Raw genomic sequence first — 18,440 nt, forward strand, 5'->3', positions numbered from 1 at the left:
CCTCCTTCGATTAATTTTCTTCGCCGATGAACTCAGCCCAGACACCGGTATCCTTAAGCAGGCTGCGGACTGTGTTGGAGGGTTTGGCTCCATTTTCCAGCCATTCCAGCGCTTTGTCCTCGTCTATCTCTACCTGCGAAGGCTGCTGTCTGGGGTCATACGTGCCCAGCTCCTCCAGAAAACTGCCGGTGGGGGCATTGCTGGAATCAGAGACCACCACCCGGAAAGAAGCCTGACGTTTTTTGCCTATTCTTTTCAATCTGATTTTTACTGACATAGTAATTTCACCTCCATCCAATTACTATATAATTACTAAAATGGTAGATTTAAGCCTCCAGGCAGACCGCCGCCCGAGAGCTTATCTTTTTTCTTATTGAGCTGCTTCATCATCTTTCTGGTCTGACGGAACTGTTTGAGCAGGCGGTTTACATCCTGAATTTCGGTGCCGCTGCCGCTGGCAATCCGCCGCCGGCGGCTGCCGTCAATGATATCAGGATCTCTTCTTTCTTCCTCGGTCATGGACTGAATAATGGCCTGAATTTTATCGAGCTGCTCCTCTTCTACCTGAATATCTTTGAGCTTATTGGCAGCTCCCATGCCGGGTATCATACCCATAATCTCGTCGATGGGCCCCATGTTTCTCACCTGGTCCATCTGATCGAGAAAATCTTCCAGGGTGAATTCATCCTCGCGCAGTTTCTCCTCGAGTTCTTTAGCCTGCTCCTCATCGAAGGATTCCTCCGCTCTTTCTATCAGACTGAGCATATCTCCCATGCCCAGTATGCGCGAAGCCATGCGGTCGGGATGAAATGTTTCCAGCTGATTGAGCTTTTCGCCGACTCCCGCATATTTTATCGGACGACCGGTAACTTCTCGAATAGAGAGGGCTGCTCCACCGCGCGCATCGCCGTCGAGCTTGGTCATGAACATACCGTCTATATCGAGCTGTTCGGTGAATCTTTCGGCCACATTTACCGCATCCTGACCGGTCATGGCATCGACGACCAGCATGATCTCCTCGGGATCGACAGCCCCCTTGATCCGGCTTAATTCATCCATGAGCTCCTCGTCTATATGCAGACGTCCGGCTGTGTCCACGATAACTATATCGTTATCATGAGATCTGGCCGAAGAGACAGCTCCCTTGACTATATCGACCGGATCGTTTTCATCTCCCATCTGGAAGACATCGACGTCCAGCTGTTTGCCCAGCTGTTCCAGCTGGTCTATGGCGGCCGGTCGATAGACATCGGCTGCCACCAAAAGCGGACTTTTGCCTTCCTTTTTGAAGTGATTGGCCAGTTTACCGGCCGAAGTCGTCTTACCTGAACCCTGCAGTCCGACCAGCATGATGACCGTTGGCGGGCTGTCGGCAAATGTTATCTCCTGATGTTCGCCGCCCATAAGTTCAGTGAGCTCTTCTTTGACGATCTTTATGACCTGCTGGGCCGGCGTCAGACTTTCCATCACCTCTTCGCCAACTGCTCTCTCCTCGATATTGTTGATGAAATCCTTAACAACCCTGTAGTTGACATCAGCTTCGAGCAGGGACATGCGCACTTCCTTTAAGGCCGATTTTACGTCCTCCTCGGAAAGTTTGCCCTTGCCTCTCAGTTTGTCAAAAGTATCCTGAAGTTTTTCTGCCAGTCCTTCAAAAACCATATTTAATCCCCCTATAGGCAGTTTTTAATCCTTTTTACTGCCTCTATCAGGTCTCGGCGTTCTTCCCTAACGATGGGCTTTTCGCCTTTTAATTTCTCCAGAAGATAATCGGTCTCCTCCTGCAGATCGTGATAGCTCTCCAAAAGCCCTAAAATTTCTTCAAATTCGCGCAGCTGCTTTTCAGCTCTCTGCAGATGATCATGTACTCCCTGACGGCTGATATCCAGATTTTCGGCTATCTCCCCCAATGAAAAATCATCATAGAAATAATATCTCATGATCTCCTGCTGACGCGGGGTTAAAAGCCCACCGTAAAAATCGAAGAGCTGACTCAATGTTACCGTCTTTTCCAGCACTGCAATCACCTGCTGTCAAGTAGTTTAGCTTTACACCAGCCACACAGGAATAGTATAAGGTATGAGAGCATCTCTGTCAAGGGCTATTTTCCACCGTTGTAGTAATCATGAGTGTTAAGTTTTTTGTCCGGCCTGCTCCATAAACTTCTCTTTCTCTATAACCATGCGAATATGTCGGCCCTCGCCGATGATATCGCTTTCATCTTTGGCTTTGACCTCAAAGGTTAGCTGACGATCATCGACCTCGACAAGTTCGGCGGCAACTTCAACCTCCATGCCCACCGGAGTCGGAGACAGATGTTTTATATCGAGGTGATAGCCGACTGTGGCATAACCTTCGGGCAGATGAGAATCGACCGCGCCTAAAGCGGCGTTTTCCATAAAGCCCACCATGACCGGAGTGGCCAGCACTTCAACTCCGCCGCTGCCGAAATTATCGGCCGTCATCTCTTCAGCCACTTTCCGGGTGATTTTGTTTTTGCTGCCAGCTTCGAGTTCAAATTCCATCGTTTTCTCCTCCTGGTTATTGATTTTTTCCTGGTTTTTCGAGCTGAATCAGGCTTTCGCTCGGATTATCTGCCCCAGCTTTCAGTCCTCCTCGGTAAAAAGTGCCTCCACGAAGGAGTCAGGATCAAAATTCTGCAGATCAGCCGCCTGCTCTCCCACTCCGATAAATCTGATCGGCAGCCCCAGTTCATTTCTGACGGCCACTACTATCCCGCCGCTGGCCGTGCCGTCGAGCTTGGTCAGGGCTATCCCGTCGACATCGACGGCTTCATCGAATTTTTCGGCCTGGTGCAGCGCATTCTGACCGGTGGTGGCATCGAGCACCAGAAGAACCTCCACGTTCTCTTCGCCGGCCTCCCGACCGATTACTCTGCGCACCTTCTCCAGTTCCTGCATGAGGTTTTTCTGGGTATGAAGCCGCCCGGCGGTATCGACTATCAGAAGATCGGTCTCACGCGAACGGGCTGCCTGAACGGCATCGTAAGCCACAGCTGCTGCATCAGCGCCCTCCTGCTGGGAGATGACATCTATGCCCAGGCGCCTGCCCCAGGTTTCTATCTGTTCGATAGCACCGGCTCTGAAGGTGTCGCCGGCCGCTAAAAGCACCTCATTGCCCTTGTTTTTATATCTGTTGGCCAGTTTGGCTATGGTGGTGGTCTTTCCGGAACCGTTGACGCCGACCACCATCAAAACCTCAAGCCCGTCCCAGGGCACAAGTATATCATCTCCGCCCTGGAGTATCTCCCTGATGCGATCCTGAAAAACCTCGTAAAGCTCTTCCGGCTCCTCGATTTCTTCTTCCTTTTGATAATCTTTAAGCTCCGAGATGAGATCCATCGTCGTCTGTACTCCCACATCGGCTCTGATCAGGGTCTCCTCCAGCTCTTCATACAGTTCCTCATCTATGGCGCTGCGGCCGGTGAAGATACTGCCGAGTTTATCGACAAAACCCCGGCGGGATTTTTTCAGGCCATCCTTAAGCCGCCCGAAAAGGCTGCGCTCATCCTCCTCTTCCTGGAGAATGTCATCCTCGACCTCTGCTGAATTCTGCTCGCTCTCTTCCGTTTTATCCTCTTCATCATCGCTGCCGAAAAAATTGAACATGACAGATTACCTCCTATTCATCATATTGAAGCGATACCAGCTGTGAAACTCCGTCCTCTTCCATGGTTATACCGTAAACCGTATCCGCTGCCGTCATCAATCTCTTGCGATGGGTGACGGTTATAAACTGACTTTCGCGGGAATAATCCCTGATATAACCGGCGAACATGTCGAGATTGGCATCGTCCAGAGAGGAATCGATCTCGTCCAGCACATAAACAGGGCTGGGCTCAACCTCCAGAAAGGCGAAGATCAGAGCTATAGCTGTGAGCGCTTTTTCCCCTCCGGAGAGCAGCGAAAGGCTGGAAAGATTTTTCCCGGGCGGACGGGCTTTGATGCTGACACCGGTGGTCAGGGGATTATTCCGATCGGTGAGCTGCAGGGCAGCCTCTCCGCCGCCGAAAAGCCGGGGGAATATTTTTTCGAACTCTTCGTTTACCTCGGCAAAGGTGGTCAGAAACAGCTCGCCCATCTCCTCTTCCAGACTGGAGATGACCCCTTTGATCGAGCTGCGGGCTTCCTGCAGGTCCTGACGCTCCTCCTCGAGAAATTCACAGCGCTCGCTCAAACGCTCGTATTCCTCGATGGCCCCGGTATTGACCTCGCCCAACTCTTTGAGCCGGCTTTCCAGTTCCTTGATCTCAGCCCGGGGGGCCTCGCAGTCCTGACCGGTAGAAAATTCCTTTAAAGCTTTCTCAACTTCCAGCTCGTATTTATCTTCCAGACGGCCGCGGATGCGTTCCTGCTGGGATTCTATCTTTCCCCGCTTCAGCTTGAGCGAGTTGATTTTCTCCTCTATCTCCTCTTTCTCCTGCTGAAAATTTTCGATCCTCTTTTCCAGCCGGCTCAAATTCTGTCGGTGTTCCTGCAGATTTTTTTCCAGCTCCTCCTGCCGCTTCTGGCAGGACTGGAGGCTGGAAGCCGAATTTTTCCGCTTATTTTTCAGCTTCTCTCTTCGCGCTTCGATATCCTCCTCGCTCTCTTTTAATTCCTGCAGCTCTTCTTTAAGCCCGGCCAGCCTCTCATCGAGATCCTCAATTTTTTCAGCTTTTTCATCGCCCTGCTCTGCAAGCGAGGCAATTTTTTCGCGATATCCAGCCAGCTTCAGCTCCGTTTTTTGCTGAAGATTATCTATCTCTTCTCGTTTTTGCTGCAGGTGATCGCGGCGGGACTTAAAGGTATTGCGGATGTTTTTCCTTCTCCTCTGGCGGGAGCGGGCGCGTTCCATTCTGGCTCCGATGAGCTCCAGCCGGTTATTGAGACTTATGCGGTCGGCTCCCAAAAAGAGGCGCTCCTTGAAAAGCTCTTCTATCTCCTCTTTAAGGCCGGTATGTTCCTGTCGGCAGGAGCGAAGCTCTGCTTTAATTTTTTCGCCCTTTTCCTTTAAAGCCGCAGCTAGCTTCTCTCGCCCTCTTCGAAACCCGGCAATATCAGCTATATTTTCCTCTGTTATTTCAATCTCAGACCGTTTTTCTTTCATCTTCTGGCGCAGGGCGGCCGCTTTTCGGGCCAGTTCTCTTTTTTCCCGGGAGCGGCTGAGCAGATGACTTTTCTGCTGCTGCTGGGTTCCTCCGGTCATGCTGCCTCCGGGATTGACGATGCTGCCTTTAAGCGTTACTACCCGCAGCCCCGAATTTGTCCGGCGGGAGATGTTGACAGCAGCCTTCATATTGTCCGCTATAAAAACCCGTCCGAGAAGATAATGAACTATATCTTCCAGGTATTCGGGATAATCGACCACCTGGTGAGCTGCCGCTGTCAGACCCTCAAAGCCAGCCAGGCCTAGCTCTTCGGGAAAAATTGACCGGCCTTCGATTCTGTCCAGGGGCAGAAAAGTAGCCCGACCGGATTCATTTTTCCTGAGATAGGCGATGGCTTTTCTGGCGACATCTGTATCTTCTACCACCACCTGCTGCATGCGGCTGCCCAGGCCGACGGTAAGGGCTTTTTCATATTCAGCCGGGGCCTCGATCAGCCTGGCCACAGGACCGATAATACCCTTAAGATCGGCCTTTATCACCTCGCGCACGCCGCGGTAATAGCCTTCAGCTTTCCTCTCCACCCGGCGCCGGGCCTGCCAGCGTGAGCGGCAGCGGGCATAATCCGATCTCAATTTTTCCAGCTCACCGGTCAGATCATCTTTTCTCCTGCGGAGATTCTCCAGCCTTTCTGCCAGCCCCACTTCGATCTTTTTGACCTGAAGATACCGGCGACGCAGGGCTGTAAGGCGGGGATCGAGTTCACCGATTTCCTGCAAAAGTTTTTGGGCTTTTTTCTCACTGCTGTTCAGCTTTCTTTCCAGAGAACGGATGCGCTCCTCGATGGTCCGGATTCTTTCCCTGCAGACAGCCCTGCTCTGACCCAGATCTTCTTTTCTTTTCGGAGCTGATAATTTTATATCCTTTTCCAGGCGGGCCTTTACAAAGCTTTTTTCCCGCAGCAGTCTATCCCGGGCGGCCAAAATTTCCTGCTGTCGATGACTTTCTTCGGCCAGCTCTTCTTTGAGCTTTTTTTGACGTTCCCTCAGCTCTTCCAGCTCCCGGCGCTGCTCTTTTTTTCGTCTTTCGGTCCCGTCCAGACGCCGTTTTACCGCCTTCAGCCGTTCTGCTAAATTTTTCTCCCGTTCATCGAGAATCTCCAGGTTGTTATCTATCTCCTGGATTCTGCTTTTGGTCTGAAAGATCTCGCCCGCCAGCTCCTCTCGCTCATCCTCGAGTTTCTCCTTTTCGACCTTGATTTCCTCTCTCGTATCTTTGAACTGTTCCAGCCGGGAGCCGATCTCCTGTTTTTTCTCATTATGTTTTATGCTTTTTTCCTCGAGAGCTTCCAGCTGCTTTCTGTTTTTCCGGTAGGTAGCGGCCAGATAGGAGGCTTCGAGATTTTTCATGCGGCTGTAAATCCTCTTATATTCCCGGGCTTTTTCCGCTTCCTTTTCCAGAGGTTTAAGGCGGGTTTTAAGCTCGTTGATCAGATCTTCCACCCTGGTCAAATCCTGCTCGGTCCTCTCAAGACGCCTTTCAGCCTCCTCTTTGCGCCGGCGGTGGCGGCTTATTCCGGCCGCCTCCTCGAACATGCCGCGCAGTTTTTCCGGACTGCTGCCCAGAATGGCCTCGACCCGGTTTTGACCCACCACCGAATAGGGCTCCTGATTGAGGCCGGTATCGTCTAAAAGCTCCTGAAAATCCCTGAGCCGGGAAGCTTCGCCGTTTATGTAATAATCGCTCCTGCCCTCCTGGTCGACAAGGCGGGAAAGTGTGACCTGATCTTCATCTATGTCGAGCCTGCCGAACTCGTTATTGAGCACGATTCTGACTTCAGCCTCCGAACGGGCCTGCCTTTCATCGGTGCCGGAAAATATAACATCGGACATCCTGCTTCCGCGCAGGGCGCTGGGGCTTTGTTCGCCCATGACCCAGCGGATGGCATCGACAATATTGCTCTTGCCGCTGCCGTTGGGACCCACGATCGTGGTTATTCTGCTGTCAGAAAAATCCACCGTTACCGGTTCGGCAAAGGATTTAAAACCACGCAGATAAAGCTTATCGAGCATAAATATACCTCCTGCCTCAAAACAGAACAAAAACCCATCCCTGATAATCCCGGGATAGGCGGTCGATTTACAGCTTCTTTACAGCTCATCTTCCTGGGAATTTTTATCTCTCTCTGCTTCTGCCAGCTTTTCTTTTTTCAGATTATTCAGCTCATTTATTTCCTCAGCAGAGAGCTCACGCCAGCTGCCCCCGGCCAAATCCTTCAAAGCCAGCGGACCAATCCTCAATCGGACCAGATCCTGAACTTCGTGGCCGACTGCTTTACACATCCTCCTGATCTGCCGGTTTCTGCCCTCGTGCAGAGCGAGTTTGAAGACGGTGCTGCCACCTTTATATTTCACCTGGCTCAGGCGGGCGGGCGCGGTCGGGCCATCCTCCAGTTCGATCCCTGTCTCCAGCCTGGTCAGACTCTCGCTGGTCAATATACCCGCGATCTCAACCCGATATACTTTGGTCACGGTGAAGGAAGGATGGGTCAGGATATGGGTCAGATCACCGTCATTGGTGAGGAGAATAAGGCCCCGGGAATCATAATCAAGCCTTCCGACGGGATAAAGCCTCTGGGGCAGATGATCGACATAATCGACAACGGTTTTGCGGCCGCGGGGATCATCGGCCGAGGAAATGACGCCGGTCGGCTTGTTGAGCTTGATATACTTTAGCTCCTCCCGGCTGAGCTTCTCTCCATCCACCCGGACAGTATCGGTGGTTGGATCGATTTTGACCCCCATCTCGGTCACGGTCTCGCCGTTTACCTCGACCCGGCCCGCGGCTATGATCTCCTCCGAACGCCGCCGGGAGGCGACACCGGATCGGGCCATAAATTTCTGCAGCCTCATCTTCACTTCAGCTTCCCTCCTGCTGCTGTTCTGAAGTCGGATCAGATTTTTCTCCCGGCTCGAGCATCTTCTCCCTTACCTCTTCGCGCCGGGGCAGCCGGGAGAGATCGCTGATGCCGAAATAGTAAAGAAAACTGTCGGTGGTGCCGTACTCTATCGGGCGGCCGGGGCTTTCTCTTCTGCCCTGCTCGGAGATCAGATCATGCTTCTGCAGGGTATTGAGTGTGGCCTCGGCGCTCACTCCCCGGATCTCCTCGATTTCTGAGCGGGTAATCGGCTGAAAATAGGCGATTATGGCCAGCGTCTCCCGGGCTGCCTCGCTCAGGCTGACCCGTCTCTGCCGGGTCAGCACCTCCTCCAGTCTGCCGGTGAGCTCCTCGCTGGTGCTCAAAAGATAACCTCCGGAAAATTCTTGCACCCGCAAACCGTGTTCTTCCCGGCGATAATGTTCGGCGAGCGAGTCGATCTCCTCCAGCACCCTGTTTTTGTCCAGGTTTAACTCTTCGGCTATGCGATCGGCCGATATCGGTTCACGGGCGGAAAAAAGCACTGCTTCTATCAGAGGCTGCAGTTTATTATCCATACTTCTTATGATCACCTTCCCTGGGAATTACAGCAATTCTGCCGAACCTGCGCTTCTGTTTCAGTTTTACAGCGTCCCTGAATGAGAGCTCGAGCAGAGCCAGAAGCGCTACCGCGGCTTCCATTCTTCCTCCGGTGACAAAATCGGATAGAAAATATTTCTCATCGCTTTTCTCCATGATTTCGAGCATCTCATTGATTTTTTCCTGAACGGTGATGCTCTCCCGGGTCAGATTGACGAGTTTATTCTTTTTTCTTCTCTCCCGCCGGCGGCGGGCGAATGATTTTAAGGCCACATCAACCAGTTCATACAGCTCCTGCGGCCCGGATTCGATATGCAGCTGCAGGTTCTCCCGGATATCTCCTTTGAGATGACGGGAGAAGTAGACACCGCTGCCGGATCTCAATTCATCGAGCTCACCGGCCAATTCTTTGACCAGCCTGTGTTCCTTCAGCCGGGCCACCAGGGGGTTTTCTTCCTCTTTTTCCCCGGAGGATCGGGAAGGAAGCAGACTTCTGGCTTTTATCTCCAGAAGTTCTGCCCCTATCCGGGTAAAATGGCTGGCTTCCTCCAGATCGAACTCATCGCTGGCGCGCAGATAGGCCAGATACTGATCGGCCACCCTGGCCAGGGATATCTCATTGATCTCGATCTCCTTATCCTTGATCAGACGGTAAAGCAGATCCAGAGGACCGCTGAAATTATCGGTTTCGACCTCATAAGCCATGGCCATACCCCCTGCTTTTCTCTATACAAACACCATCAACCCCAAAACCATCTGGACTATCGGTCCGATGATGGCTCCCAGAATGCCGGTGAAGGCTAAAACCAGCAGAAGCATCATGCCCAGAGGGCCCTCCAGCTGATTCAGATATCGATCGTAGGAAGGCGGCAGCACCCCGCGCAGGATTTTCGAGCCGTCCAGAGGCGGCACCGGCAGCAGATTGAATATACCCAGGCTGACGTTTATTATCACGGCCAGATAGAGAAACTGCACCGTTATCATCAAAAGACCGCCGGACTGACCGTACATTCTCATGGCCAGCGGGCCGGAAGCGAAAATGCCGACAAGATTAAGGGCGAGAGCAAAGATCAGTGCCAGAGCGAAGTTCGAAGCCGGACCGGCCACGCTGACTACCATCATATCGCGGCGGGGATTGCTGTAATAACGGGGGTTGATCGGGACCGGTTTGGCCCAGCCGAACCTGCGGGTTAAAAGCAGAACCAAAGCTCCCATAGGATCGAGGTGAGAGAGCGGATTTAAGGTCAACCTTCCCTGCATTTTGGGCGTGGGATCACCTTTTTTATATGAAGCCATTCCGTGACTGAATTCATGTATCGAAAGCGACAGGAGCAATATAGGAATCACCAGAATCAGCTCAAATATCATGTTCAACTTTCTTAACCTCCATTCCGTTCGCGGATAAGCCTGGCAGCCAGCTTGAGCTGTTCCTCCCGGCCTGCAACTCCTCCCTGCAGATATTCGGCCCAGACCTGATCGAGAACTTCCTGGACAGCAGGGCCTGGGTCCAGACCCAGCTCAAGCATATCGTTGCCATCTATTGATAGACCGGCACCGGCCAGCTCCTCTACGAAGTATTCGAGAGTCTCCCGAAATTTTTGGTCGGGAGCCAAAAAATAAAGCAGGGCCAGCTTTTCCGGGGACAGTCTGGAGAGATTTTCATTGAGCGAGACGGGATCATCATCGCGCTCAAGCTCCGCGATAAAATCGTCGATCCCGGCCAAAAAATCGAGCAGGTCTGCTACCTCCTCGGATAGGGAAAGCCTGTCCCGGTAGGCGAACGGCATATTTTCGAGCAAAAAAGCAAGTTTTACTCCCCATTCCTTTATATTATAGTCTCTGGAGCACAAATATTCAAGACTTTCGCTGAGATCCTCCCAGCTTTCCCATCTTTCCCGGTCAAACTCGAAATCGTAGGCCAGAAGCTTGAAAGCCGGCAGCCTGTGCATGAGCGCGGCAAAACGCTGATGATTATGATAACTTCGGACTAAATCCTTGAGCTCCTGGAATACGCGGTTTAGCTTAAGCCGGGAGAAATCTCCTCGCTTTAAAGCTTCATCCATCAACTTTTCTGTCTCCTCTTCGATATGAAAATCGAGCTCGAGAGCGTACTTCAAACCGCGTATTATGCGGGTGGGATCATCGAGAAAACTGAACCTGTGCAAAGCTCTGATATATTTTCTGTCGAGATCAGCACAGGCTCCAAAAAAATCATATAGAAGGCCGTATTTCTCCCGGGATAGCTCAACTGCCATGGCATTTATGGTAAAATCACGGCGGAAAAGATCCTCCAAAAGACCGGCCTGTTCGACCTGAGGACGGGCACCGGGGCTGGGATAAAACTCGGAACGGGCCCGGGCTAAATCGAGGTTGTATTCCCCGCTTAAAGTGAGGGTGCCGGTCTGAAAGCGCTCGTGAAACTGATATTCCGCCTCTAACTCATCGGCCAGCTCCTGAAGAAAAGATTTGATCTCGCCTTCGATCACCAGATCTATATCGCGATTTTCCCTGCCCAGGAGCATATCCCGGACCATGCCCCCGACCAGATATACGGGAATATCGAGTTTTTCGGAAAGCAGAGAACAGGTCTGCAGTATTTTCTGAATCCCGGCGGGAAGCCCATCCAAAAGATTGGCAGCATTCTCCCGGCGCTCGGATATTTCCACCATGCTGGTGCCGTAACGGTTCTGGAAATGGTGAGGAGAAGCATCTTCGTAATAGGAGGCCAGCACGTCGGTTCTGGTGACAATGCCGACCATCTTCTCATCTTCCATGACCGGCAGCCTGCCGATATCGTATTTGACCATCAGTTCCTGGGCATCGCGGATGGTTGCCTCAGGCGAGATAGTTACGACGTCATCGGACATATACCCCCTGACCGGAGCATTCATGAGATCATGCTCCATGATCTTTTCCAGATCGCGCCGGGAAAAAATGCCGACAACTTCATCCTCTTCATCCACGACTATAAGACCGCTGTGACCGTACTTTTCCATCATCTCGCCGGCTTCAGCCACGGTGGCTTCAGAATTTATGGTGCGGACAGGCGAGGACATGATCGATCTCACGCAGTTCATGCGGGTTATCTCTGTCTGCAGTACTTCTATCAGTTCCTGTTTTGCTCTATCCAGCGACATATCCAGCCGGGCCGAACCGGCTCCCGGGTGGCCGCCGCCCTGAAAATGGCTGCATATCTGTCCGATGTCGACTGCTTCATCGCTGCTGCGGCCGATAAGATCGACCTTATCCTCGCCGCCGGCCACCACAAATATGCTGGCCAGATCGTAGAGGTTTTTTATGCGGCGGGTAACCTTGTTAAGCCCCATTATATAACGGGAAAAATCGGCGGAAAAAATCGACACACCGGTGCCGTTTATATTCAGCTCCTGCCGACCTTTGAGCAGCTTTTCTAAAGCCCGCTGCTGTTCTTCGTCCAGTCTTTCCTCCAAAAACTGATTGATAATTCTGGTTCTGGCTCCAGAATCCAGAAGATGGGCCGCTGCTTTGAGATCGGCGGCAGTGGTGCTCATATGGGTGAAATTGCCGGTATCAGCGTAAATTCCCAGAGCGAAAAGAGTGGCCTCGACCGGATTCGGCTCTTTTCCCTCGCGGATGAGCCGGTTGACAATAATTGTGGTGGAAGAACCCACATTCTCGCTCATGTCCAGATCTATCCAGTCCGAACTGCTGCTGTCATGGGGATGATGGTCGTAGACGATCACCTCTACCTTATTTAGATCTATATGATCGCCGAGATCCCCCAGCCTGTTTATGTCGGCGGTATCCACGACTATAACCCTCGTCACCTCATCAGGATCGATATCCGCAAGCTCATAAACTTCGAGCGCACCCCGATAGAGGGCCATAAGATCGCGGGCCAGCGAGCTCAGACGACCTACAAGCACAGGCTTTGCCCTGCTATATAGCGAGCGGGCTGCTATCATGGCAGCCAGTCCATCGAGATCAGTATGATCATGCGAAACTATTATCTCCATATTCTCTGCTGCCTCCCGGTTGGCCCCGCCCGCATTCTCACTCGATCAGATCGATGATAAAATCAAAGTTCGCCGGCGGCTGACCGCTGATCGAAAAAGCGCCTTTGAGAAGTTTTTCAGCTTCCTCTAGATCGGCTTTTTTGCCGTGATGCAATCTGGCCAGCATTTGATCTTCATCTACAGGATCGCCCCGGCTGACCATGAGTTCTATACCGGCTGAATAATCTATCTCGTCCTCTTTGGTTTCTCTGCCCGCGCCCAAAAGCATGGCTGCCCTGCCTATCCGGCGGGCATCGATGTCTGCGATATATCCTCCCGCAGGAGAGCGATAGCTTTCTACATTTTCCGCTGAAGGCAGAAGCCCGGTATCTTCGACCACCCCGGCCTCGCCCCCCTGAGCTGCGATAATCTCGGCCAGCTTTTGGCGGGCATTTCCTGAGTTGAGCTGGTCTTGAAGCCGGCTTTGAGCCTCATCCAGATCGGGGCTGTATCCACCGGCTTTGAGCATGGCAGCTCCCAGTTCAAGGCAAAGTTTTTCTAAATCCTCCGGTCCTTCGCCGGAGAGGGTCTTTATGGCTTCTTTTACCTCGAGTGAATTGCCGACCATCCGGCCTAAAGGCTGGCTCATATCGGTGAGCAGGGCCAGCGTCTTTCGGTCCAGCTCTTTACCTATGCCGACCATGAGCTCGGCCAGCTTTCGCGCCGCCTCGATTTTCTGCATAAAGGCGCCGCTGCCGGTTTTGACATCGAGCACGATGCTGTCTGCTCCGCCAGCTATTTTCTTGCCCATGATGCTGCTGGCTATAAGGGGGGGAGAATCCACTGTGGCCGTGACATCGCGAAGCGAGTAAAGCTTCTTATCGGCCGGAGTGAGGTTGGCAGTCTGACCAACTACTGCCGCTCCCACTTTTTCCACCTGGTCCAGGAATTCCCGGCGGCTCATCTCAACTTCCAGACCGGGGATCGACTCCAGTTTGTCTATGGTTCCGCCGGTGTGTCCCAGCCCTCTTCCGGACATTTTGGGGACGGGAACTCCAGCGGCAGCGACCAGGGGAACCAGCACCAGGGTGGTGGTATCGCCGACACCGCCGGTGCTGTGCTTATCGACTGTGGTACCGGAAAGAGGGGAAAGATCTATCCTATCCCCGGAGTTGACAACCGCTTCGGTGAGAAAAGCTGTCTCTTCAGCGTCCATTCCCTGGAAATAAACGGCCATAGCCCAGGCCGAAACCTGATAATCGGGAATCTCCTCACTGACATAGCCCTCGATAAGATGGGATATTTCTTCAGCGGAGTGTTTTTTGCCCTCTCTTTTATTATGGATTATGTCATACATCTTCATGTTTACCGAACTCCTGCAGAATAGCACGCACGAGTTTGATGAAATCCGGCCTGACCTGATCGGCTATCTCGACAACATCTTCATGACTCAGAGGTTTGGGGAGAATGCCGGCCGCCATGTTGGTTATGCAGGATATTCCCAAAACTCTGAGACCTATATGATTGGCCGTGATAACCTCGGGAACGGTGGACATGCCGACCGCATCTGCTCCCATTGTTTCGAGCATTCTGATCTCTGCCGGTGTTTCGTAGCTGGGACCGACCATGCCGGCATATACGCCCCGGCGGGTTTTAATTCCCTGCTCGCTGGCAACATCTTCGGCCAGATCCTGCCAGGTAGAATCATAGGCCTGTGTCATATCGGGAAAACGGGGGCCGAGCTCGTCGGGATTTTCTCCGCGAAGCGGGTTATCGCCGGTCATGTTGATATGATCGCTGATGACCATAAAATCTCCCGCATCATAATCGCGATTGATCCCACCGGCGGCATTGGTCACTATCAGACCCTCACAGCCCAGTTCGGACATCACTCTGACCGGCAGAGCTATCTCCTGCATGCTGTAACCTTCATAATAGTGAAATCTGCCCTGCATGGTGACAACCTGCCGGCCCTCGAGAGTGCCGCAGACGAGCTGGCCGGCGTGGCCCTCGACGGTGGAGACAGGAAAATTAGGTATATCTTCGTAGGAAACAACGACGGGATCTTCTATCTCATCGGCCAGAACACCCAGTCCGGAACCGAGAATCAGGGCAAACTCCGGTTCTTCTTCCAGATCTTTTTCCACTGCTTTTACGGCTTCATCGATTTGATCCATGATTTCTGCGGACATATATACTACCTCCTGATTTTTTAATAGTTCAGCTCAAAATTTCTCCGGCAAAACTGCGTCCGTCTTCAGGGGCGGGAAGGCCGTGCAGATCGGCTATGGTGGCAGCCATATCGGCAAAGCTGCTGCGGGTACCCAGGTCATAATTTGCTTTGAGTTTTTCACCTGCCAGCAAAAGCGGCAAAAATTCTCGCGTGTGATCGGTACCCTCATAGGTGGGATCACAGCCGTGATCGGCGGTAATGACCAGCATATCATTGCTTTTCAGCCTGGCTAAAATATCGGGAAGTCTCTCGTCGAAATCCTTCAGGGCCTGATAATAACCCTCCGGATCCCGGCGGTGACCGTAAAGCATGTCAAATTCGACCAGATTGGCGAAGATCAGCCCGGAATCAACCTCATCCATGTAATCGATTACCGCTTCGGTGCATTTGATATTATTTATGGTGTGATCGGATTCTGTTACGCCGTCGCCGGCAAAGATATCGATGATCTTGCCGATACCCACAACCTCCTTATGGGCCTGGACAAAGCTGTTTAAAAGCGTTTTACCCGGGGGCGGCAGCGAAAAATCCTTGCGGCGATCGGTTCTTTCCAGCTCTCCCGGTTCGCCCACGAAAGGCCGGGCGATCACCCGGGCAACTCCATGTTCGCCGGTGAGAATCTCGCGAGCTTTTTCGCACATCTCATAAAGCTTTTCCACGGGAATGATATCCTCGTGGGCTGCTATCTGAAAAACGCTGTCAGCCGAAGTATAAACTATAGGCCGACCCGTGGCCAGATGTTCTTCGGCCAGCTCCTCGATGATGACGGTGCCTGAAGCGGGTTTGTTGCCGAGAATATCGCGTCCGATAGCCTCCTTGAAAAGTTTTATCACCTCTTCGGGAAAGCCATCGGGATAGGTGGGAAAAGGTCTTTCCGAGATCAATCCTGCCAGCTCCCAGTGGCCGGTGGTGGTGTCCTTGCCCACCGAAGCTTCGGCCATCCTGCCAAAAACTCCCCGGGCCGAAATATTATCATCCAGATAGGGAACCGGCTTGACCCTGCCCAGCCCCAGTTGGCTCAGACCGGGAAGATCGAGGCCGCCCACAGCCCGGGCCAGATTGCCCAGGGTGTCAGCTCCGGCATCGCCGTACTGGTCGGCATCGGGCAGCGCGCCGATACCGACGCTGTCGAGCACTATGATGATGGTTCTGTCTATTTTTTCAGCCACATATAAACCTCCTGTTTTTTACTGCCGATTTTTTTATTATCAGAATAAGGCTTTTTATAGAAAGGGAAAAACCTTAAACTCATAATAAAAAGAAACTCATAATAAAAAGCCCTTTCCCTGAGGAAAAGGGGCCTTTGATCTGATGCTGCTGAAATTTGCGCCGGCGAAAAAATTTTTAGCCTCAGGAGCTTTCCCCGGACCCGTCCTGCAGGACATCGACAACCTCATCCAGCCGACTGCGGACGGTGGGATAGGAGATCCCCATCTCCCTCTCGACTTCCTTGATGTTGCCCCGCGATTTGATAAAAACCTCGACAAATTTCAGCTGTTTTTCGTTCAATCGGGAGAATTTGTCCCGCGAAAAGCTGCCCGTGATGGTGGTATCGCAGTTACTGCAATCGAGTGCGGTTACATTCATCTCTTTTCCACAAACCGGACAATTTCCGATCATAATCTTTACACCCCGCTGACTTGAGATGCTATATTAATTTACAGGAGCTGATATCCCATCTGTCTCTTTTTTATTCCGATGCTTATTATGTCTTTTCTTATGCTCTTTGATGAAAATTATATTATATTATATGAAAAATGTCAAGTTTGTGGTTAATATATTTAATCATATATTTGAATTTATTCATCTAGAGTATATCGAACTTTCGAAAACAAAAAAGGCAGGTCAGATCAATCCTGCAGCTGCAAAAAGGCCAGAAGACCGACAGCTGTTTTGCTGTCCTTAATCCTGCCGGAAAAAACAAGATCTTTGATCTTATCCGGTTCGACTTCGGCCATCCTGACAAATTCTCCCTCATCCAGCTCCTGTTCTCCCTTCTGCAGATTCTCGGCCAGGAAAAGATGCAGGCATTCGGTGCTGTAACCGGGGGTGGTGTAAAAAGAAAAAAGATGTTCGAGATTTTCAGCTATATATCCCGTCTCCTCTTTGAGCTCGCGCCGGCCGCATTCTTCAGGGTCTTCGCCGGGCTCCAATCGTCCGGCCGGCAGTTCCAGAAGAACCTCGCCGGCGGCATAGCGATACTGCTCGATCAAGGAGATATTGCCCGCAGGTGTTATGGGCAGGATGGTAACGCCGCCGGGATGTTCCACTATCTCCCGCTTTGACCTGCTGCCGTCCGGCAGCTCGACCTCATCTTTTTTTACTTTCATGATGCTGCCGTCGAACTCCATCTGACTGACAATTCCCTTTTCTTCCAGTTTATTTTCATCCATAATATATCATTCACTTCCTTTCGTATAAAAATACAGCGCTTTTTCCAGAGCCTTTAACGAAGAGATATCCAGCTTCTCCCGGGATGTATGACCGTGACTGTAACCCATTCCCAGGTTGACCGACTCCAGTCCAAACTGGCTCATCTTATTGGCCTCGCTGATATGACTGCTTTTTTGAAATTCGACATCCAGACCGGTGCTCTGAAGAGAGCTTTTCAGGCTGGAAAGCCAGGGAGGTATGCTCTCAAAGTTATAACCGGAGCAAAAATGGAGGACACGAGAGACGAAATCGGATCTTTTGATGCCGAAATGACGCTGAAGCTCCTTGATCCTTCTCTGCCAGAGCGAATTTATCCGGGAAATCTCTTCTCCCCGGATGCCGACGATCAGAATTTCCTCCTGAAAAAACTCCCAGACCGGCAGGGGGCCGGAGATCAGGTGCGAAACAACGCAGAGATCATTTTTTTCCCAGTAATGCCTGATCCTGCGCAGAAGCATCTTCTGCCGGGCGGTCATCTCTTCTCCACCATTTCTTTTGGTGAGCGTGAAGGCAAAAAAACCGGCTGCAGGCTCTTCATAGAAGATGGTTCCGGCCGGGGCCTCGCCGTCCATAACTATGGCGTGATCGTATCTTTTAACGTATTCCCCGGGCAGCAGCGAAGCTCCCAGAAGACCGATTTCCTCGGCCACGGTAAAAATTATTCCCAGATCGGAAGGCAGATGACCTCCGCTGGCCCGCAGCAAAGCCAGAATAACCGAAACTCCGACCAGATCATCGGCTCCCAGCGCCCCTTCAGCTCTATTTTTGATAAAACCGTCGCTTCTGATGGGTTCTGTCTTTTTCGATTTTACCGCGTCGATATGAGCAACCAGCAGGGTATCTTTGGGCGCCCGGGTGTCGGTCTCTATGATCAGATTGTCCGTGGTGCCGCCGATCTTTTCACCGGCGCCATCAGTTTTGACTTCCAGGTTTAGATCGTTCAGCTCGGAAACGATTTTTTGGGCCAGCTCGCCTTCCCGGCGGGGGGCACACCTGCGGGCGGTCAATTCTTTGAAAATTTTTTCAGCATTACCTTTTTGCATGGCTTAGTTCACCTCTGCTATAATTATAGATTATCGACTTGTCGGCAATATCCTGCCTGTAACCCCCGGGTCATGAGATAAAAAATCCCGCCCTGAGCAGGGCGGGGGAAAACTGAATAATTTTCCGCGGAAA

General features: G+C 51.9%; 17 protein-coding genes. All 17 read right to left on the minus strand.

The genetic code is table 11. The annotated features are described in order from the left end of the window. Positions 1–10 precede the first annotated feature (10 nt). On the minus strand, positions 11–277 hold the full coding sequence (gene rpsP, locus BLT15_RS07920; RefSeq protein ID WP_089760490.1) for a 30S ribosomal protein S16: 267 nt from the start codon (positions 275–277) through the stop codon (positions 11–13). A 35-nt stretch (positions 278–312) separates the two neighbouring features. Further along, complete coding sequence (gene ffh, locus BLT15_RS07925) at positions 313–1,662, minus strand: signal recognition particle protein (protein WP_089760492.1); 1,350 nt, start codon at positions 1,660–1,662, stop codon at positions 313–315. 11 nt (positions 1,663–1,673) lie between these two features. After that, on the minus strand, positions 1,674–2,027 hold the full coding sequence (gene ylxM / locus BLT15_RS07930) for a YlxM family DNA-binding protein (RefSeq protein WP_089760494.1): 354 nt from the start codon (positions 2,025–2,027) through the stop codon (positions 1,674–1,676). Between the two features lie 105 nt (positions 2,028–2,132). After that, on the minus strand, positions 2,133–2,525 hold the full coding sequence (locus tag BLT15_RS07935; RefSeq protein ID WP_089760495.1) for a thioesterase family protein: 393 nt from the start codon (positions 2,523–2,525) through the stop codon (positions 2,133–2,135). Between the two features lie 81 nt (positions 2,526–2,606). Beyond that, positions 2,607–3,629, minus strand: coding sequence for a signal recognition particle-docking protein FtsY (gene ftsY, locus BLT15_RS07940; protein ID WP_089760497.1), 1,023 nt, complete (start codon positions 3,627–3,629; stop codon positions 2,607–2,609). A gap of 13 nt (positions 3,630–3,642) precedes the next feature. Beyond that, a complete protein-coding gene (smc, locus tag BLT15_RS07945) occupies positions 3,643–7,179 on the minus strand; it encodes a chromosome segregation protein SMC (protein WP_089760499.1) in 3,537 nt (1,178 codons plus the stop codon). 78 nt (positions 7,180–7,257) lie between these two features. Further along, a complete protein-coding gene (locus BLT15_RS07950) occupies positions 7,258–8,019 on the minus strand; it encodes a pseudouridine synthase (protein WP_089760572.1) in 762 nt (253 codons plus the stop codon). 7 nt (positions 8,020–8,026) lie between these two features. Continuing rightward, the gene (gene scpB, locus BLT15_RS07955) at positions 8,027–8,602 is read right to left on the minus strand and encodes an SMC-Scp complex subunit ScpB (RefSeq protein ID WP_089760501.1); all 576 of its coding nucleotides are present in this window, start codon (positions 8,600–8,602) and stop codon (positions 8,027–8,029) included. Further along, positions 8,595–9,329: a segregation and condensation protein A gene (locus tag BLT15_RS07960; RefSeq protein WP_159429871.1), complete on the minus strand. Its 735-nt coding sequence runs from the start codon at positions 9,327–9,329 to the stop codon at positions 8,595–8,597. The genes scpB and BLT15_RS07960 overlap by 8 nt, the downstream gene beginning before the upstream one ends. A 21-nt stretch (positions 9,330–9,350) precedes the next feature. Then, entirely contained in the window at positions 9,351–9,998 is a 648-nt protein-coding gene (locus BLT15_RS07965; protein ID WP_089760505.1) for a site-2 protease family protein, read from the minus strand. Between the two features lie 5 nt (positions 9,999–10,003). Beyond that, positions 10,004–12,619: a CBS domain-containing protein gene (locus BLT15_RS07970; RefSeq protein WP_089760506.1), complete on the minus strand. Its 2,616-nt coding sequence runs from the start codon at positions 12,617–12,619 to the stop codon at positions 10,004–10,006. Positions 12,620–12,656: 37 nt separating this feature from the next. Next, positions 12,657–13,961, minus strand: coding sequence for a thymidine phosphorylase (locus BLT15_RS07975; RefSeq protein WP_089760508.1), 1,305 nt, complete (start codon positions 13,959–13,961; stop codon positions 12,657–12,659). Further along, the gene (locus tag BLT15_RS07980; protein WP_345788692.1) at positions 13,948–14,778 is read right to left on the minus strand and encodes a purine-nucleoside phosphorylase; all 831 of its coding nucleotides are present in this window, start codon (positions 14,776–14,778) and stop codon (positions 13,948–13,950) included. The genes BLT15_RS07975 and BLT15_RS07980 overlap by 14 nt, the downstream gene beginning before the upstream one ends. A 40-nt stretch (positions 14,779–14,818) precedes the next feature. After that, positions 14,819–15,988 (minus strand): phosphopentomutase, encoded by a 1,170-nt coding sequence (locus tag BLT15_RS07985; RefSeq protein WP_089760574.1) that lies wholly within the window; start codon positions 15,986–15,988, stop codon positions 14,819–14,821. Positions 15,989–16,181: 193 nt separating this feature from the next. Continuing rightward, complete coding sequence (locus tag BLT15_RS07990; protein ID WP_089760512.1) at positions 16,182–16,451, minus strand: DUF2089 domain-containing protein; 270 nt, start codon at positions 16,449–16,451, stop codon at positions 16,182–16,184. 230 nt (positions 16,452–16,681) lie between these two features. Next, entirely contained in the window at positions 16,682–17,224 is a 543-nt protein-coding gene (locus BLT15_RS07995; RefSeq protein ID WP_089760513.1) for an NUDIX domain-containing protein, read from the minus strand. Between the two features lie 6 nt (positions 17,225–17,230). After that, positions 17,231–18,307 (minus strand): M20/M25/M40 family metallo-hydrolase, encoded by a 1,077-nt coding sequence (locus tag BLT15_RS08000; RefSeq protein ID WP_089760515.1) that lies wholly within the window; start codon positions 18,305–18,307, stop codon positions 17,231–17,233. Between the last annotated feature and the right edge of the window lie 133 nt (positions 18,308–18,440).

The sequence above is a fragment of the Halarsenatibacter silvermanii genome, assembly GCF_900103135.1.
Taxonomy (GTDB): domain Bacteria; phylum Bacillota; class Halanaerobiia; order Halanaerobiales; family Halarsenatibacteraceae; genus Halarsenatibacter; species Halarsenatibacter silvermanii.

Bases quoted from the DNA above. Each gene is read 5' to 3' on its own strand.
- rpsP (WP_089760490.1), bottom strand. From the start codon at position 277: ATGTCAGTAAAAATCAGATTGAAAAGAATAGGCAAAAAACGTCAGGCT.
- ffh (WP_089760492.1), bottom strand. From the start codon at position 1,662: ATGGTTTTTGAAGGACTGGCAGAAAAACTTCAGGATACTTTTGACAAA.
- BLT15_RS07935 (WP_089760495.1), bottom strand. From the start codon at position 2,525: ATGGAATTTGAACTCGAAGCTGGCAGCAAAAACAAAATCACCCGGAAA.
- ftsY (WP_089760497.1), bottom strand. From the start codon at position 3,629: ATGTTCAATTTTTTCGGCAGCGATGATGAAGAGGATAAAACGGAAGAG.
- smc (WP_089760499.1), bottom strand. From the start codon at position 7,179: ATGCTCGATAAGCTTTATCTGCGTGGTTTTAAATCCTTTGCCGAACCG.
- BLT15_RS07950 (WP_089760572.1), bottom strand. From the start codon at position 8,019: ATGAGGCTGCAGAAATTTATGGCCCGATCCGGTGTCGCCTCCCGGCGG.
- scpB (WP_089760501.1), bottom strand. From the start codon at position 8,602: ATGGATAATAAACTGCAGCCTCTGATAGAAGCAGTGCTTTTTTCCGCC.
- BLT15_RS07960 (WP_159429871.1), bottom strand. From the start codon at position 9,329: ATGGCTTATGAGGTCGAAACCGATAATTTCAGCGGTCCTCTGGATCTG.
- BLT15_RS07970 (WP_089760506.1), bottom strand. From the start codon at position 12,619: ATGGAGATAATAGTTTCGCATGATCATACTGATCTCGATGGACTGGCT.
- BLT15_RS07975 (WP_089760508.1), bottom strand. From the start codon at position 13,961: ATGAAGATGTATGACATAATCCATAATAAAAGAGAGGGCAAAAAACAC.
- BLT15_RS07990 (WP_089760512.1), bottom strand. From the start codon at position 16,451: ATGATCGGAAATTGTCCGGTTTGTGGAAAAGAGATGAATGTAACCGCA.
- BLT15_RS07995 (WP_089760513.1), bottom strand. From the start codon at position 17,224: ATGGATGAAAATAAACTGGAAGAAAAGGGAATTGTCAGTCAGATGGAG.
- BLT15_RS08000 (WP_089760515.1), bottom strand. From the start codon at position 18,307: ATGCAAAAAGGTAATGCTGAAAAAATTTTCAAAGAATTGACCGCCCGC.